17 protein-coding genes and 1 pseudogene are annotated in these 17,175 nt (G+C 69.3%); 2 read left to right on the top strand and 16 right to left on the bottom strand.

What is annotated here, in order from left to right:
- Window positions 1–43: 43 nt before the first annotated feature.
- The 9 genes from RT309_RS00450 to RT309_RS00410 all read right to left on the bottom strand — a co-directional run bounded on the left by RT309_RS00450 (window position 44) and on the right by RT309_RS00410 (window position 8,925).
- Window positions 44–802, bottom strand: a complete 759-nt coding sequence (locus RT309_RS00450; protein WP_313354312.1) for a class I SAM-dependent methyltransferase — start codon at window positions 800–802, stop codon at window positions 44–46.
- Window positions 803–818: 16 nt separating this feature from the next.
- Window positions 819–2,072, bottom strand: coding sequence for an MFS transporter (locus tag RT309_RS00445; protein WP_313354310.1), 1,254 nt, complete (start codon window positions 2,070–2,072; stop codon window positions 819–821).
- Between the two features lie 5 nt (window positions 2,073–2,077).
- A complete protein-coding gene (locus RT309_RS00440) occupies window positions 2,078–2,854 on the bottom strand; it encodes a fumarylacetoacetate hydrolase family protein (RefSeq protein WP_313354308.1) in 777 nt (258 codons plus the stop codon).
- Between the two features lie 85 nt (window positions 2,855–2,939).
- Window positions 2,940–3,290 carry a YciI family protein gene (locus RT309_RS00435; protein ID WP_313354306.1) on the bottom strand — a complete coding sequence of 117 codons (351 nt, stop codon included), beginning with the start codon at window positions 3,288–3,290 and terminating at the stop codon, window positions 2,940–2,942.
- Window positions 3,291–3,333: 43 nt separating this feature from the next.
- A complete protein-coding gene (locus tag RT309_RS00430) occupies window positions 3,334–3,687 on the bottom strand; it encodes a YciI family protein (protein ID WP_313354304.1) in 354 nt (117 codons plus the stop codon).
- Window positions 3,620–4,972, bottom strand: a complete 1,353-nt coding sequence (locus tag RT309_RS00425; protein ID WP_313354302.1) for a DUF6596 domain-containing protein — start codon at window positions 4,970–4,972, stop codon at window positions 3,620–3,622. Before RT309_RS00425 ends, RT309_RS00430 begins: the two co-directional genes overlap by 68 nt.
- Before the next feature lie 129 nt (window positions 4,973–5,101).
- Entirely contained in the window at window positions 5,102–6,205 is a 1,104-nt protein-coding gene (locus RT309_RS00420) for a branched-chain amino acid aminotransferase (RefSeq protein ID WP_313354300.1), read from the bottom strand.
- A 47-nt stretch (window positions 6,206–6,252) separates the two neighbouring features.
- On the bottom strand, window positions 6,253–7,302 hold the full coding sequence (locus tag RT309_RS00415) for a 3-isopropylmalate dehydrogenase (RefSeq protein ID WP_313354298.1): 1,050 nt from the start codon (window positions 7,300–7,302) through the stop codon (window positions 6,253–6,255).
- 93 nt (window positions 7,303–7,395) lie between these two features.
- The gene (locus RT309_RS00410; protein WP_313354296.1) at window positions 7,396–8,925 is read right to left on the bottom strand and encodes an MFS transporter; all 1,530 of its coding nucleotides are present in this window, start codon (window positions 8,923–8,925) and stop codon (window positions 7,396–7,398) included.
- Between the two features lie 91 nt (window positions 8,926–9,016).
- Here RT309_RS00410 and RT309_RS00405 point away from each other — a divergent pair, with 91 nt between their 5' ends.
- Window positions 9,017–9,586, top strand: a complete 570-nt coding sequence (locus RT309_RS00405) for a helix-turn-helix domain-containing protein (protein ID WP_313354294.1) — start codon at window positions 9,017–9,019, stop codon at window positions 9,584–9,586.
- 30 nt (window positions 9,587–9,616) lie between these two features.
- On the opposite strand, the gene serA is transcribed toward RT309_RS00405, so the two are convergent.
- From serA to RT309_RS00390, 3 genes are all read right to left on the bottom strand, one after another.
- Entirely contained in the window at window positions 9,617–11,236 is a 1,620-nt protein-coding gene (gene serA, locus RT309_RS00400) for a phosphoglycerate dehydrogenase (protein WP_313354292.1), read from the bottom strand.
- A 141-nt stretch (window positions 11,237–11,377) separates the two neighbouring features.
- On the bottom strand, window positions 11,378–11,725 hold the full coding sequence (locus tag RT309_RS00395) for a hypothetical protein (RefSeq protein WP_313354290.1): 348 nt from the start codon (window positions 11,723–11,725) through the stop codon (window positions 11,378–11,380).
- The gene (locus tag RT309_RS00390) at window positions 11,722–12,255 is read right to left on the bottom strand and encodes a hypothetical protein (protein ID WP_313354288.1); all 534 of its coding nucleotides are present in this window, start codon (window positions 12,253–12,255) and stop codon (window positions 11,722–11,724) included. The genes RT309_RS00395 and RT309_RS00390 overlap by 4 nt, the downstream gene beginning before the upstream one ends.
- Before the next feature lie 72 nt (window positions 12,256–12,327).
- Between RT309_RS00390 and RT309_RS00385 the strand changes: the two genes are divergently transcribed.
- On the top strand, window positions 12,328–13,263 hold the full coding sequence (locus RT309_RS00385) for a hypothetical protein (RefSeq protein WP_313354286.1): 936 nt from the start codon (window positions 12,328–12,330) through the stop codon (window positions 13,261–13,263).
- 9 nt (window positions 13,264–13,272) lie between these two features.
- On the opposite strand, the gene RT309_RS00380 is transcribed toward RT309_RS00385, so the two are convergent.
- From RT309_RS00380 to RT309_RS00365, 4 genes and pseudogenes are all read right to left on the bottom strand, one after another.
- The gene (locus tag RT309_RS00380; protein WP_313354284.1) at window positions 13,273–14,028 is read right to left on the bottom strand and encodes a copper homeostasis protein CutC; all 756 of its coding nucleotides are present in this window, start codon (window positions 14,026–14,028) and stop codon (window positions 13,273–13,275) included.
- Entirely contained in the window at window positions 14,025–15,368 is a 1,344-nt protein-coding gene (locus RT309_RS00375; protein WP_313354282.1) for an alpha-L-fucosidase, read from the bottom strand. The genes RT309_RS00380 and RT309_RS00375 overlap by 4 nt, the downstream gene beginning before the upstream one ends.
- On the bottom strand, window positions 15,362–16,900 hold the full coding sequence (locus RT309_RS00370) for a M81 family metallopeptidase (RefSeq protein ID WP_313354391.1): 1,539 nt from the start codon (window positions 16,898–16,900) through the stop codon (window positions 15,362–15,364). The genes RT309_RS00375 and RT309_RS00370 overlap by 7 nt, the downstream gene beginning before the upstream one ends.
- A 58-nt stretch (window positions 16,901–16,958) precedes the next feature.
- Window positions 16,959–17,175, bottom strand: a pseudogene (locus RT309_RS00365) (ROK family protein); the annotation flags it as partial.

Genomic DNA, 17,175 nt, shown 5'->3' with positions numbered 1-17,175 from the left:
TCTATCCGGGGCGGATGCCGGGTCCCGGCCCCCTCGAGAGCGGTCAGCCGAGGCGCTCGACGGCGATCGCTGCGGTCTGCGTCATCGGCATCCGGCCACCCTCGCTCCGCTCGTCGACGAGCTCTTCGAAGGCGGCACGGAAGCGGGTGCGATCGGCAGCGGCCAGCGTCGCGTAGTACCCGCCGGCCCCGGCCACTCCCCCGTCGACGGCTCGCCAGAGCGCGTCGGGTTCGGCGTGCCAGGTCCAGGTGAGCTCGCTGACCTCGGGCTGCCATCCGGCGTCGGTCAGCATGCGCACGAGTCCGTCGGCGGAGCGCTCGAAGTCCTTGTCGGCGGGAAGGCGTGTTCCGGATGCCGGATCCAGCCCCGCATGAGTGATCACGTCGGCCCACAGCACTGTCGGCGATGCCGACCAGGTCGTGGCGATCACGAGTTCGCGCGCGACCCGGCGCAGCTCGGCAGCGGCGGCCCGCGGATCGGCCACGTGGTTGAGGACGAAATTCGCCGTCACGACGTCGAACTCCCGGTCGGCGAACGTGAGGCGCGGCAGCCCGTCGTCGACGAGCCGCAGCTCCGGATGCCTGGCTCGGGCCGCCTCACGCATGCTGGACTCTGGTTCGGCAGCGGTGACTCGCCAGCCGGCATCCGTCCACGCCGCGGCGAGGGTTCCGTCTCCCGCGCCGACGTCGAGCAGCGTACCGCCGTGGCCGGGGCCGGCGATCTGACGCAGCCGATCGCCGGTGCCGGCGCACAGCGCGGCGTAGGAGGCGGCGAACGCCTCGCCGGTGCCCGTCCAGCTCATGCTGTTTGCTCCGGTCTCATGCCGTCTCGCGGATGCGCCCGAAGGGCGACAGCGCCGTGATGGCGATGACCAGCGCGAGCGCGACCGTGGCGAGGCCGCCGTAGCCGAACTGCGTGAGCACGATGCCCGCACCGGCGGCGCCGACCGCCGCGGTGAGGCTCATCAGCGAGTCGCTGACGCCCTGTCGGCGCGGGCGCATGAGCACGGTCGACGATTCGGTGAGCAGCGCTGCCCCGGCGACCGTCGCCGCGCTCCAGCCGAGGCCGAGCAGGATCAGTGCGACCATCACGCCCGCCGGATGCTCTCCGGCGAGAATGGCGGTGAGCAGAGAGGCGGTGAGCACCCCCTGCCCGAGCAGCACCACCTGGATGCGGCCCCACCGGTCGGCGAGGATCCCGAACAGCGGCGACAGACCGTACATGCCGGCCACGTGCAGCGCGATCGTGACGCCGACCAGCAGCGTGACCTCCTGAACCGCGCCGTGCCCGCTGCTGTGCGCCATGTGCTTCAGGTGAATGGGCGTCATCGCCATAACGGATGCCATCACGGCATGCGAACCCGACACGGCGAAGATCGCGTAGCGCGCGACGACCGGACGGTCGATGTCCGCGCCGAGAACCGCGCCCTTGGCCGACGACCCGGCCAGGCGCAGGGCGGTCAGCAGCGGATCGGGCCGCAGCGCGATCACGTACAGCACGAGCGCAGCCGCCTGCGCGACGAGCGAGAAGAGGTACGAACCGGTGAGCGGCGGCATCCCGATCAGCGCGCCGACCTCTTCGCCGATCGGCAGCAGCAGCGGCCCCGTCACCCCGCCGACCGTGGTCGACCAGACGACGATCGACAGATCGCGGCCGCGGTGTGCGGGATCGGCGAGGTCGGTGGCGGCGAAGCGCGACTGCAGATTGCCGGCATTGCCCATGCCGATCATGATGATGCCGACCAGCAGCAGCGGGAACACGCGCAGCGCGGCCGAGGTGATCACGATGCCGATGCCGATGAGGGCGAGCAGGTTGCCCGCGGTCAGCGACATCCGGCGTCCGCGACGCGCGGCGAAGCGAGCCAGCGGTATCGCGAAAGCGGCGGCCCCGAGGGTGACAGAGGCGGTCGCCAGACCCGAGAGCGCGTCATCGCCCGAGAGGTCGGCGGCGAGAAGAGCCCCGAGCGAGACGGTCGCGCCGAACGCGATGCCGCCGAGCACCTGCCCGGCCGCGAGCACGCCGACCGTGCGGCGCTGCACGGCGCGAAGGTCTTCGAGCGGCGGAGTGCTCACCGCGCTCACGCGGCTGGCGCGGCGTCGCGCACGGGATTGCGCAGCACGCCGATCCCGCTGATCTCGATCTCGACGATGTCGCCGGCGACGATCTCGCCGACTCCCGCGGGGGTGCCGGTCATGATCACATCGCCGGGCAGCAGGGTGAACGCGGCAGAAGCGTACGCGATGATGTCGGCGACCGAGTGGATCATGTCGGTCAGCGGAGCCTGCTGGCGGGTCTCTCCGTTCACGCGGGTCTCGAGCCGCGCGGTGGCCGTATCGAACTCGGTCTCGATGGTGGGCCCCAGCGGGCAGAAGGTGTCGAAGCCCTTGCCGCGGGTCCACTGGCCGTCCTTGCGCTGCAGGTCGCGCGCGGTCACGTCGTTGCCGATCGTGTAGCCGAAGACGTAGTCGAGAGCGTTCTCGGCGCTGACGTTCTTGGCGATGCGACCGATCACCGCGACGAGCTCACCCTCGAACTCGGTGCGCTCCGAGATCGTCGGGCGCACGATGCTGTCGCCGGGGCCGACGACGGCGGTGTTGGGCTTGAGGAAGAGCAGCGGCTCCTCGGGGGCGACGTTGCCGAACTCGGCGGCGTGGTCGTGGTAGTTGCGACCGACGCACACGACCTTCGAGCGCGGGATCACCGGGGCGAGCAGCGCGACGTCGGCCACGCGCACACGATCCCCCGTCGGCTGGTAGCCGGCGAACATCGGGTCTCCTTCGAGCACGACGATCTCGTCGTCGTCGAGGATGCCGTACCGGATGCCGTCGTTGTGACTGAAACGCGCGATCTTCACCCCGTCAGCCTATCCATCGCGCTCGGCCGTCGGTGGCTGCGTCTTGCATTCCATCCAACGCGCGAGCCGGTCTCCGGCACGTCGGTCACGGCTGAGCGACGACACCGCCGCTGTGGACGAGGCGCACTTCGACGCCGCCTCCCGAGAGCAGCGACGGGTCCTTGCCGGCGAGACGTACGGCCTCGTCGATATCAGCTGCCTCGAGGACGTAGAACCCGGCGACAACGTGCCCTTCGGGACGGTAGGGCCCTTCGATGACGCCGTCGCCTCGCAGTGATCGAGCGTGGCTCCGAGGGGTCAGAGCATAGGCGAGTCGCATGCGTCCGGTGGAGACCAGCGACTCGAAGTGCTCGTCGCACTCCATGAGCTGCTCCTTCGTGGCATCAGGCGCGTGCACGGAGTCGTCGGAATAGATCAGAACGACGTACTGCGGCATAGGTCTGCTCCATCGTCTGCTGTGGTGGTAGGCGGCCGGCGTTTCAATTCTGATCCCACGGCAGCTTGACCATGGGCAAGACGTAGATGCGACCATTGACTGCGGTCGGATGCTTGGCCATGAACGCCGCTGCCTCGTCGATCGTGTCGGCTGAGATGACGTCGTAGCCTGCAAACCATTCCTTGAATTCCGGGAAGGGGCCGTCTGTCATCATGACGCGCCCATCGCGGATCGCCACCGACTTGGCCTCCTCGGCAGCTGCGACAGGACCGCCGTCGTGCAGTCGTGCGGCACCGTCGCCCTCTTCAGCCCACTGTCCCAGCAGTCGTTCATCGTCGGCGCTGGGCAGGCGGCTGCCTGTCGAATCGGTCATGTGGAGGATGAGGTACTTGTTCATGGGTGTCTCCTTCGGTGTCGTTCTGCGAGAAAGATGCCATCTGCCGACGTCTTCTTCTCAAGTGAGTCAGCTCTGCTGCGTTGGTCGTCAGTTCCATTGCACGGTCGATCTCCGTCAGCGCCTCTGCGAGGCGCCGCGTTGCGAACAGCAGCTCCCCCTTGGTGACGTGGAAGGCATGGTGATCGGCCAGCTCGCCTTCGAGCCGATCGAGGAGCTGAAGCGCGGCCACGGGCGAATCGGCTTCGGCGATGGCGATGGTCTTGTTGAGCTGGACGATCGGGCTGGAGTCGATGCGTTCCAGCCTGCTGTAAAGCGACACGATCTCGACCCAGTCGGTGGCTGCGGCATGCGGCGCCCGGATGTGCACTGCATTGATGGCGGCGCTGAGCAGGTACCTGCCTGGATCGGTGCCGCTGCGCTCGTGATCCCTGAGGGCCGCACGGACGATCTGGAGGCCCTCATCGATCAGGGCACGGTCCCACGCGTCGCGGTTCTGGGTGGCCAGGCGAACGAGCCCGCCATCGCCCGACAGCCTGGCATTCGCCCTGGCCTCGGTCAACAGCATCATGCTCAGAAGCCCTTCCGCCTCGCCGTTCTGGGGAACGAGTTCGCGAGTGAGACGGGTGAGGCGGATCGCCTCGGCGGTGAGGTCGCGACGGAGCGGCCGCATCCCGTCCTGCGATGTGAGGTACCCCTCGTTGAAAATCAGGTACAGCACCGCGAGGACTCCGTCGACCCTGGCGCGAACCTCGGATGCATCCGGCGATCGGAACGGCACGCGCGCGGCTTTGATCTTCGCTTTCGCGCGGCTGATGCGCTGCCCCATGGTGGTCTCGCGCACGCGGAAGGCATGCGCGATCTCGGCGACGGTGAGCCCACCCACAGCTCGCAGAGTGAGGGCGACCTGCGCTTCATGGGACAACACCGGATGACAGCAGATGAACAGCAGCCTCAGCCGATCGTCATCGATCAGACTCGGACAGGGCGCGGATGTGTCTTCCAGCAGGGCGGCCTGCGCGTGCTTCTCCTGCCGACGCGCCTCTCGACGAAGCCGGTCGATCGCCTTCCGAGTTGCCGTGGTGGCGATCCACGCGCCCGGCTTCGGCGGGATGCCATCGGTAGGCCACCGCTCGGCAGCCGTGGCAAAGGCTTCCGCCGCCATGTCCTCTGCGATGTCCAGGTCACCGAATCGACGAGCGAGTCCGGCCACGACCCGTGTCCATTCCTCTCGGTGCGTACGCGCGATGACCACCGCAACGGCCACGGGGCGTCGGTGGACGGTCATCGCAGCGTGGTCCTCTCATCATCGTCAGGTCAGCTTGTTCTGCTTTCCTACCCGAACGACGAACGAGGTGGACGGTTTTCGACGATTCACTGAAAGATTCTTCTGCGAATCGTCGTCAGCGAGGCAGCCTCAGTCGACCCGCACCAGCCAGCCGTGCTTGTCGTCGCGGCGGCCGTACTGGATGTCGGTCAGCTCCTCGCGCAGCGACAGGGCCAGCTCGCCGAGAGGCTGCTCGTCTTCGAAGTCGTCCGCGACCAGGGCGCCGATCGGGGTGACGACGGCGGCCGTGCCGCAGGCGAACACCTCGACGATGTCTCCGGATGCCACGCCCTGACGCCACTCGTCGAGCGAGACGGCACGACGCTCGACCGTGAGCCCGCGGTCTTCGGCGAGCTGCAGCAGCGAGTCGCGCGTGATGCCCTCGAGGATGCTCTCGGACTGCGGGGTCACGACACGGCCGTCCTTGTAGACGAAGACGACGTTCATGCCGCCGAGCTCTTCGACGTTGCCGTCCTGATCGAGGAAGACGACCTGGTCGCACCCCTGCGCCGCGGCCTCTGCCTGAGGCAGCAGGCTGGAAGCGTAGTTGCCGCCGGTCTTGGCAGCCCCCGTGCCACCCCTGCCCGCGCGGGCGTACGTCTTCGACAGCCAGATGCGCACCGGCTTCACGCCGCCGGTGAAGTAGGCGCCGGCGGGTGAGGCGATCAGGTAGTACGCCACCTTCTTGGCGGGGCGCACACCGAGGAACGCCTCCTTGGCGAACATGAACGGACGCAGATACAGGCTCTGGTCGGCGCCGGACGGCACCCAGGCGCCGTCGACGGCGATGAGCTCGCGGATGGACTGCACGAAGTACTCGGTGGGCAGTTCGGGCAGCGCGAGCCGACGGGCGCTGCGGCGCAGCCGTTCGGCGTTGCGGTCGGGCCGGAACGTGTACACCGAGCCGTCGGCGTGCCGGTACGCCTTGATGCCCTCGAAGATCTCCTGCCCGTAATGCAGCACGGCCGCTGCCGGGTCGAGCGAGATCGGGCCGTACGGCTGCACGCGCGGACGGTGCCAGCCGCCCTTCTCCGACCAGCAGATGTCGACCATGTGGTCGGTGAAGTTCGTGCCGAAGCCGGGGTTCTGCAGGATCTCCTCGCGCTGCGCGGGGCTCTTGGCTGCGAGGTTCTTCGTCACGGCGAACGTGAGCTCAGCGGTGTCGGAGCTGGCCGTGGTGGCGGTGTCGGTCATGTCTGTCCTCTGTCGGGATGCGGCGGCGATGCGCGCGTGCTCTCAGATTACGCCTGCAGACGGGCGACGATCGCGTCGCCCGTCTCGGCGGTGGTGCGGGCGCGGTCGCGGCTGGCGATGTCGGCTTCGACCGCCTGCTGCACCCGCGCGGATTCGTCGCGCAGGCCGAGGTGGTCGAGCAGCAGGGCGACCGACAGGATCGCCGCGGTCGGGTCGGCCTTCTGCTGTCCGGCGATGTCGGGCGCCGAGCCGTGCACGGGCTCGAACATCGAGGGGAACGCGCCGTCGGGGTTGATGTTGCCCGAGGCGGCGAGTCCGATGCCGCCGGTGACGGCACCGGCGAGGTCGGTGAGGATGTCGCCGAAGAGGTTGTCGGTGACGATCACGTCGAATCGTGCCGGGTCGGTCACGAGGAAGATGGTGGCCGCGTCGACATGCAGGTAGTCGACGGTGACGTCGGGGTGCTCGGACGCCACCTGATCGACGATCCGCTTCCAGATCGCACCCGCGTGCACCAGCACGTTGGTCTTGTGCACGAGGGTGAGCTTCTTGCGTCGCCGCTCGGCGAGGTCGAATGCGTAGCGGACGACGCGCTCGACGCCGAACGCCGTGTTGACGCTCGTCTCGTTCGCGACCTCGTGCGGCGTGCCCTTGCGGATCGCGCCGCCGTTGCCGACATAGGGTCCTTCGGTGCCCTCCCGCACGACGACGAAGTCGATGTCCCCGGGGTTCGCCAGCGGGCCGGATGCTCCGGGGAACAGCTTCGAGGGGCGCAGGTTCACGTAGTGGTCGAGCTCGAAGCGCAGCTTCAGCAGCAGGCCGCGCTCGATGTTGGCATCCTTCAGGCGCTCATCGCCCGGCGTGCCTCCGACGGCGCCGAGCAGGATCGCATCGTGCGAGCGGATGGCTTCCAGATCCTCGTCGGTGAGAGTGTCGCCGGTCGCGAGATACCGGTCTGCGCCGAGCGAGAACGGCGTCTTCTCGAACGTCACCTCGCCGCCGGCTGTGACCGCGTCGAGCACGCGCTCCGCCTCGGCGATGACCTCTCGTCCGATGCCATCACCCGGGATGACGGCCAGCTTCACGACGCGCGACATGAGTCTCCTTGGGAGCACGGCTCGTCCGCGGCGCGGGTCGCCGCGGACACTGCCTCCAGCGTAGCGGCGCCCGCGCGGCCGCCACGCCGGATGTCAGCGCGCTGGACGAAGGGTGGTCGCGGCGACGGCGATGGCGGATGCCACGAGCAGAGCCCCGATGAGAGAGGTCGTCACGATGCCGGAGTCGAACGCATGCGCCGCGGCTCGCCACAGGGCATCCGCCTGCGTGGTCGGCAGATCCTGCGCGGCCGCGTACGCCCCGGCGAGGGTCTCGCGGGCCTGGGCGGCGGCTGCCTCGGGCACGCCGTCGGGGATCGTGAGCGCGCCCCGGTAGAAGGCGGTGATGATGCCGCCCAGCACGGCGGTGCCGAGCACCGCCCCGAGCTCGTACGCGGTCTCGGAGACAGCGCTGGCCGCACCTGCCTTCTCTGCTGGAGCGTGCGCGAGGATCAGCTCGTTCGAGATGGTCTCCGCGGCGCCTATTCCGATCCCGAGCACGACGAACGCCACGATCAGCCAGGCGACGCTGTTCCACTGCGCGGTGAACGCGACGATGACGTATCCGCCGACCGACAGCAGCAGGCCGGCGGGAACCACGATGTGCGGCGGCACGCGACGCGAGATCGGCACCACGCTGAGCCCTGCGACGATCATGGCGGCCATGCCGGGCACCAGCGCGAGGCCGGCGACCATCGGCGACAGCCCGAGCACGAGCTGCAGCTGCTGAGGGACGAAGTAGAGGAATCCCACGAGCGCGATCACGCTGAGCAGGTTCACGAGGATCGCACCGCTGAAGCCGCCGCGCCGGAACAGACTCATGTCGAGCATCGGCGTCTCTGCACGCAGCTGGCGACGCACGAACAGCCAGCCCATCACGAGGCCGATGAGCACGAGGGCCGCGGCGCCGATCGTCGGCCCGTCGACGGCGAACGACTTGATGGCGTAGACGACGGGGATCATGGCCGCCATCGACAGCAGGATGCCGATCGGATCGATGCGTCCCGGGTTCGGGTCGCGGCTCTCGGGCAGCAGCCAGAAGCCGCCGATGAGCAGCGGGATGAGCATGGGGACGGCGATGAGGAACACCGAGCCCCAGGCGAAGTGCTCGAGCAGGAATCCCCCGACGACGGGTCCCAGCGCCGATCCCGCCGAGAATCCCGAGGCCCAGATCGCGATCGCGAGCCTGCGCTGGTCGCGATTCGGGAAGATCGAGCGCAGCAGCGACAGCGTCGACGGCATCAGCATGGCGCCGAAGAAGCCGAGCGCCGCGCGTGCCGCGATGAGCAGCCCCGCCGTCGGCGCGAAGGCCGCCAGCACGGAGACGACCGCGAAGCCGGTGGCGCCGATGAACAGCATCCGGCGTCGGCCGAACCGGTCGCCCATGACGCCCATGGTGACGAGCAGGCCCGCGAGCACGAGGGAGTACGCGTCGATCACCCAGAGCTGCTCGGCGCCCGTCGGGCGCAGGGCGAGCGAGATCTCGGGCAGGGCGAAGCTGAGCACCGTGTTGTCGACCGAGACCAGCAGCACGGGCAGCATCAGCACGGCCAGGGCCGCCCACCCCCGCGCGCCGACGCGCGGGCCGTCTTCGTGGGTCAGCCGGATCGGGGCTGTGACGGACATGGGTGGCACCTCTTCTGTGTATGGATCGGTCGCATTTCTAAACCGTCCGGCTGGTACAGTAACACAGAAGCCCGATCGTCTGGAGTACCCGATGTCACGTCCCCCGCTTGCTCGCGAACGCGTGCTCGACGCCTATCAGAGCATCCTCATCGCCGAGGGCGAGCGTGCCGCGACCCTCGAGGCGGTCGCCCGCGAAGCGGGGGTGTCGAAGGGCGGGCTGCTCTACCACTTCGCGTCGAAGGACGACCTCGCCGCCGGACTCGTCGCCCGCCTGGCGGCGCTGACCGACGACGACCTCGAGCGGATGTCCGCCGCCGAAGACGGCGTCATCGCCTATTACGTGCGCACGTCGGTCATGGAGGACGACGACCTCGACCGCGCTCTGATCGCGACGAGCCGGCTCGCGCAGGGTGGCTCCACTGCGGCATCCCGGGCGCTGCGCGACGTGCGGATGCGCTGGGCCGACGCCATCCGACCGCACGTATTCGACGAGACCGCGCTCGATCTGGTCATGCTGCTCAGCGATGGGCTCTACTTCAACAACTCCCTGGCCGAATCCGGCGACGAGCAGAACGCGCTGAGCGAGTTCGTGCCGACCGGCCCCGCCCTCGATCGGCTGATCTCCCTGGTGCTGGAGGCGACGACGCGGGCCCCGGAATGACCCGGACCCCGCGTCGGCACAGCGAGCGGATCAGACCTCGGCGATCTCGATCTGGCGGAACAGGTCGGCGTCGATCGCCGCGCTGACATCCTCGAGAAGGTCATCCGAGACGGGCGAGTCCAGCGTCAGAACGCTGAGCGCCTGCGCGCCCGCGGCCTGACGCGCGATCTGCATGCCGGCGATGTTGATGCCGGCGTCGCCGAACTTCTGGCCGTAGACCGCGACGATGCCGGGGCGGTCGGTGTACAGCATCACGACGTGGTGCTTCTCGATGGGCAGCTCGATCGCGTGCTCGTTGATCGACACGAGCTTCTCGATCTGCTTCGGGCCGGTGAGGGTGCCCGACACGGCCAGCTGCGAGCCGTCGGAGAGGGCCCCGCGCAGCGTGATGACGTTGCGGTACTCCTCGCTGATCTCGTCCTGCAGCAGGCGCACGGCGATGCCGCGCTGCTCGGCGAGCAGAGGCGCGTTCACATACGACACCGTCTCGCTGACGATGTTGGTGAAGACGCCCTTGAGCGCGGCGAGGCGCAGCACGCTGACGTCGTAGTTGTTGAGTTCACCGTGCACCTCGACGTCGAGGCTGGTGATCGGCGCCTGGGCGAGTGCCGAGAAGATCTGACCGAGCTTCTCGACCAGCGGGATGCCCGGACGCACGTACGGGTCGATGACGCCGCCGGCGACGTTGACCGCGTCGGGCACGAGGTCGCCGCCGAGCGCGAGTCGCACCGAGCGGGCGACCGAGACGCCGGCCTTCTCCTGCGCCTCATCAGTGCTGGCCCCGAGGTGCGGGGTGACGACGACGTTGGGCAGACCGAGCAGCGCCTGGGCGGTGCTGCCCTCGGCCGGGGGCTCGGAGGTGAACACGTCGAGGCCGGCGCCGGCGATCTCGCCGGCGACGAGGGCCTCATGCAGGTCGCCCTCGTCGATCAGGCCACCGCGGGCGACGTTGACGACGAAGGCGGTCGGCTTCATGGCCGCGAACTGCTCGGCAGCGATCATGCCGGTCGTCTCAGGCGTCTTCGGCATGTGGATGGTGACGAAGTCCGACTCGGCGACGAGCTCGTCGAGCGTGACCAGCTGCACGCCCAGCTGCTGGGCGCGGGCACCGGTGACGTAGGGGTCGTAGGCGATCACGCGCATGTCGAAGGCGTTCAGACGCGCCGCGACGAGCGCGCCGATACGACCGAGGCCGATGATGCCGACCGTCTTCTCGAACAGTTCGGCACCGGTGAACGAGCTGCGCTTCCACGCACCGCTCGAAAGCGAGGCGTGCGCGGCGGGGATGCGACGGGCGAGACTCAGGATGTGCCCGACCGTGAGCTCTGCGGCCGAGACGATGTTCGAGGTCGGGGCGTTCACGACCATCACGCCCGCGGCGGTGGCGGCCTTGATGTCGACATTGTCGAGCCCGACACCGGCCCGGGCGACGACCTTCAGCTTCGGCGCGTGAGCGAGCGCCTCGGCATCGATGCGCGTGGCGGAGCGCACCAGCACGGCGTCGGCGTCGGCGAGAGCCGCGAACAGCGCCTCACGATCGGTTCCATCGACCTCGCGCACGTCGAAGTCGGGCCCGAGTGCCTCGATCGTCGCGGGCGAGAGCACCTCTGCGAGCAGGACGACGGGCTTGGTGGCGGTGTTGTTCGGCACAGATATCCTTCGGGGCAGGACGAGCGATGGTCAGCCGATGCGCCGCACGCCGTCGGGGCGCGATCGCGACACACTTTACCTCAGCGTGGGCGGAGCGCCCGACCGTGTGACGGCCCGAGACGGCGAGCAGGATGCCGGGGGTCAGCTGAGCAGCGATGCGCCGTTGCGCAGCGCGAAGCTCAGGGTGTCGAGCCAGAACACCGCGCTGAGGCCGAGCCCCGCGAGCATCACGACGATGAACACGCCGAGTGGGCGACGACGGGTGAGCAGCAGCGCGACCGTGAACACGATCATCGGAACGATCACCGGCATCACCAGCAGGGTCCAGCCGTACCCGCTGATGCCCGCCTGCGCCATCTCGATCAGATAGAAGGTGGCATTCCAGATGACGAATGCGTAGGCGAGTCCCAGGATGCCGGTGGTGAACCCGCGCACCAGACTGACGAGACGGGATGCCGTCGGCGCGGCGGCCGTAATGTTCTCACTCACAGCAAACCCCCTCCCCCGGCGACGACGAACGGCCACGGCACGAGCAGGGCGGCGCCGACCACCAGCGCGCTGATGCGCACCCAGTCCCTGCCCCCGCGGGTCATCATGAGCGTGGCCGTGAACCACAGGGCGGGAGCGAGCACGGCGATCCACATGCTCGCGAGGTACAGCGGGGCCGGCAGCATGAACATCGCCTTCGCCTGCATCCCGACTCCGCCGATCGCCCAGCCGATCGTGTAGAGCAGGTACACCCCGCCGAAGATGCCGAGCAGCACGAGCGTCGCGGTGCCGATCCCGTGCGGCTCGTCATCGACGTCCGCGTCGTGGCCGGGGTCGGCGTCACGGCGGGAGTCGACGGTCGCGGATGCGACCTCGGTGTCACCTCCGGCGGCACGATCTGCAGGTCGCCGATCCGTGGGACGACCGCGCGCGACATCGGGGGTCGGTGCGCGGCGCGGTTCCGGGCGGCGCGCCTCGAGCGCGTCGTCACCCTCCCAGCTGAGAGCGTCATCCTCGGGGTCGGGATTCATCCCTCCAGCGTACCCACGCCGATCCGCACCGCCCACTAGGCTCATGCTCACACCGCATCCGGGAGGACGATCGTGACAGACGACAGCGGGCGAGTCGCCGCACCCCGCGATGGGAGCGATGCTGCCGAGCACACGTGGCGGCCGACGGCCGACGCCAAGCGCAAGTCGACGATGCTGCGCGTGATCGCCGCCGTGCTCTGGGCGGCCGCCATCGCCGCAGAGGCCGTCGCGATCTTCTGGCTGCTGCGCCAGCGCGAGACGACCGGTGGCGACGGTGAGCTCCAGCGCGATCCGGAGAGCGGGCTGCTCGTCGCAGGTGGCGGAGAGTCGGTCTTCCCGCAGTGGGCGTTCATCACTCTGCTCGTGCTGCTCGTCGTCATCGCCGCTCTCGCGATCGGGGGCTCGATCCTGTGGAAGAAGGCGAACCGTCTGGATCCGGCGAAGAGAACCGACACCGTGCGCTTCTTCGTGCAGAACCAGCTCGGAGCCATCATCGCCGTGGTGGCCTTCCTGCCCCTGATCATCATGATCTTCCTGAACAAGGACATGGACGGGCGGCAGAAGACCATCGCCGGCGCCGTCGGCATCGTCCTCGCCGTCATCGCGACGATCGTCGGAGTCGACACGAACCCGCCCTCCGTCGAGCAGTACACCGCCGACCAGTCGGCGGTCATCCAGCTGCTCGGCAAGGACGAGGTGACGTGGGTCGACGGCGGCAAGGTGTACCACGTGTGCGATCAGGTCCCCGACATCCAGACCGGGAGCGAGATCAGGTACGGCACGACAGCCGACGCAGTGGAGGCCGGGAAGACCCGGCTGACGCTCGAGTTCGCCTCCGAGCTGCGCACCTGCGCGCTGCCTGTGCCGTCCAATGCCGACGGGATCGCCGGCGCCCTGCGCCGGATCCGCGACGGCGAAACGGTGACGCTGCCCGCGCCGGTGTGGGCCCAGGACGACACACCGCCGATCATCATCGACGATGCGCCGGTGCAACCCACCGAACGCTGACGCGCTGGCTCAGACGCGCTTCAGCGCCGCGTCCAGCGCCGAGCGAGCGGATGCCACGATCCTGCCGTCCGTGATCTCGAACCCCGAGGAGCCACCGCCCGGCCCTGCCGGCGAGGAGTCTACCGCGGCCGTGCGCGCCGACAGATGCACAGCATCCGCGCCGGCTCGTACGAGCGCGGCTATGTCGTCTGGACGCACGCCGCCGCCCGCCATCACCTGGATCCGGCCGACCGCCCGGCGCGCCATGTCGACTATGGCCGGTATGCCGTCGATGCTGCGTTCGGCTCCCCCACTGGTCAGCACCCGGTGCACGCCGAGCTCTGTCAGTCGTTCCATGATCGCCGCCGGGTCGGCAAGTGTGTCGATCGCACGGTGGAACACCACATCTACGCCCTCAGCAGCGTCCGCCCAGCGTCGCATGGCCTCCTCGTCGACGGTTCCGCTCTCGGTCAGCGCGCCCACGACCACTGCGCCCGCGCCGCGGCGCACCGCATCGCGGATGTCAGCGGACACGAGGGCGATCTCGTCGGCGTCGTAGACGAAGCCGCCCGGCCTCGGGCGGACGAGAACAGCCACGCGATCTGAGCGCCCTGCTGCTTCGAGCACGGCGTCGATCGTGCCGGCTGACGGCGTCAGCCCGCCCGTCCCGGCCAGCGCCTGGCACAGTTCCACCCGGTCGGCGCCGGCGCTGAGCGCCACGCGGGCCCCGGACGCATCCTGCACCGCGATCTCCAGCGCGACAGCGGTGCTCAGGCGCCCGCTCATGCGATCGTCGCCACAGCGACCGGCGCTCCGCGCAGGCCCTCGGGGATGGTGAGGACCGACAGTCCGTCCGCGCGCGAATGCGCCTCCGCGAGCGAACCGTCGACCCAGCGGCCCTCACGGCCGCTGAGTTCGACAGGAAGCACCAGCTCGCCGACCGACGGATCCATCGCGTGCACGTGCACGCCGGCTGCGGAAGACGTGTATCGCACCGGCGCGAGGGGCTCGCCGAAGCGCACCCAGGGCCGGGTGCCGTAGATCGCGTCGCCGTTCTGCTGCAGCCATGCCCCCATCGCGCGCATCGACTCGCGCTGCAGTTCGGGGATCGACCCATCGGCGGCGGGCCCGACGTTGATGAGGAGGTTGCCGTTCTTCGACACGACGTCGACCAGCATCCGGATCAGCTCGGCGCCCGAGAGCGAGTGCCGCTCGTCCTCGGCCTGATTGAAGCCGAAGGAGTACCCGAGCCCGCGCGTGGACTCCCACGGCGTGTCGAGGATGCCGGGGATGTGAGAGTACTCGCGAGTGAGGAACCCGTGATACGGCACACCCCACCGGTCGTTGACCACCCCGTCCGGGACGGCGTCGAAATACCGACGCAGCAGGGCGGCAACCGCGTAGTCGTCTGTGCCCTTGCCCCCGTCCGGCCACTCGATGTCGTTCCACAGCACGTCGGGTGAGAACCGCTGCACCAGTTCATCGAGCTGAGCGGCGGAGTAGCGAGCGAAGTGCACGTCGTTGCGGCGGTACCGGAAGAGGTCGGTGTCCGACTCGATCGGCGGGAAGTCGCTGACGTGCCAGTCCAGCGCGCCGGAATAGTACACGCCGAACTTCGCGCCGGCGCGGCGGGTGGCGTCATGGAACTCGCCGATCAGGTCGCGCCGGGGGCCGCGTCGCACCGAGTTGAACCCGGTCGTGCTGGTGTTCCAGAGGCAGAAGCCTTCGTGGTGCTTGGTCGTGGGGATGACGTATCTCGCACCCGCGCCGACGAGCTCGCCGACGAAGGCGTCGGCGTCGAAGGCGGAAGCATCCCACAGGTCGGCGAGGTCCTCGTACGAGGTTCCCGTGCCGTACAGCTGCTGGTGGCGCTCCCAGGTCGGGCTGCCCGCGATGCGCACGGTGTTGCCGTACCACTCGGCGTACTGATGCCAGGCGTAGGCGTCCTCGGTGCGGATGTTGACGCCCTCGCCGTGCTGCACGGCCCAGGCCGGGACCGAGTACAGGCCCCAGTGCACGAAGAAGCCCAGCTTGGCGTCGCGGTACCACTCGGGCACGCCGGTGTCGGGGTATGCCGGCGAGTCGGCACCGAAGTCCGGGCCGGTGCGGGTCTCGAAATTCAGCATGCTGTGCTCTCCTCGCGTCGGCTCACGTGTGCTGTCAGGGGCGGCGTTCCCGCGGTGTCGAACGGGAACACGCCGGGCTGCAGGCGGTGGTGGCCCAGGCGCAGCAGGTCCTGATCGACCCCGCCAGGGGTGAGGGCCAGCGTCCAATCCGCGGCCAGACGGTAGAGCTCGGGCTCGAGATAGCCGATCTTCACCACCACGATGTCGGCACCCTCGGGATCCAGGCCGAGCATGCGGAAGTCCTCGAGATGGTGGAAGGGCTTGCGGCGCTCGGTGATGATGGCGTGCAGCCCGCCCACCCGGATGACCGCCTGCGTGCCGGCATCCGGGTCGCCGTCGGTGAGCGAGAACACATCGCCGCTGATCTGCAGCGGACCGCGTGGACCGTCGTCGACCCGCGCTCCGACCGTGAGGGTCACCGTCGCGCCGACGCCCGCGGCGACGGCGGCGCTGACGGCGTCGGCGTCGAAGATCGACGCGACCAGCGTGGTGCGCGAACCGTCGGTCAGCTCCGGGCGCGCCAGCAGCTCACCCAGCGTCCAGGTGACGTCCCCGGCGCCGCCGGCGGTCGGGTTGTCACCCGAGTCGGAGATGACGTACGGCCGGGCGGCGTCAGGGGCGAGCGCCTGCTTGAGCGCACCATCGAGCGACGCCGTGGGTGCCACGAAGACGAAATCCTCCCTGGCATCCCAGAACAGGCGCGCGACGCGCTCCGCCTCGCGCGCGATGAGCTGCTCGTCGTCGCCCATCACGACGACATACGCCTGGCAGCGGGGCTCGTCGGCCCACGCGTAACCGATCCACACCGATGCGTCGATCACCCCGTCCATCGCCTCGATCCCGGGCAGCTCGGCGTAGATGCTCAGCGCCGGCTCGAGGCGAGTCGAGGTCTTCTCGCCCGGCAGCAGCACCGGCACGGGAACCCAGGCTTTGAGAGGACGCCGGCGCACCGGATCGGTCCCCTGCTCACCGCGTAGCCGCGCGAGCAGGTTCCACACCGCCCGTTCCTTGGTGTTCAGCCAGTCCTCGTGCGGCGCCATCCGGTAGCAGGTGAGCAGATCGACCTCGTCGCGCAGCACCTCCGACACGTTGCCGTGCAGGTCCATCGACGTCGAGATCAGCGTGTCGGGCCCCAGGGCCTCGCGCACCGCCGTGGCGAGATCACCCTCGGCATCCTGCATCCCGATCACGCTCATCGCGCCGTGGATGTCGAAGAAGAACCCGTCGAAGGGACCCTCGGCGCGGATCGCGGCGAGGATGGCCTGCTTCATGCGGCGGTACGTCTCGGGGTCGACCGCGCCGCCGGGCAGCGAGCGGCCGTGATAAAGCGGCACCCATGTCGCCGCCTCGCGGAGCTCGCGTCCCTCATCGAGGAAGGGGTAGTAGCCGATCAGCTCTTCACCGGTGCGGATCGTGAACGCCTCGTCGCCCGAGACGTGCGGCGAGAAGGTGCTGGATTCGATGGAGATTCCGGCGATGCCGATGCGCGGCGCCGCGAGGCCGCCCTCGGCGAGGGCCGGCAGAGGGCCCATCCAGATCTCACTGGCTTCGGGTCGGTCGGTCACTGTCGCTCCTTCGGACGAGAGGTGGTCAGGATGCCGCAGCCAGCGCCAGGCTGCGCGCGGTCTCGATGGCGCCCAGCGCCACCGCGTCGCCGCCGAGGCGGGCGGGCAGGATGTGCAGCGGGATGCCCGAGACGGGTGCGTCGGTACGCAGCGCCTCGTCGATTCCGGGACGCAGCAGCTCCCAGGCGTGCGCGACTCCCCCGCCGACGATCGCGCGCGGCAGGTCGAGAAGCGTGGCCGCG

This window comes from Microbacterium sp. (assembly GCF_032084865.1).
In the GTDB taxonomy this organism is placed as follows: Bacteria; Actinomycetota; Actinomycetes; order Actinomycetales; family Microbacteriaceae; genus Microbacterium.
This window is presented reverse-complemented; position numbering and strand designations above follow the sequence as displayed.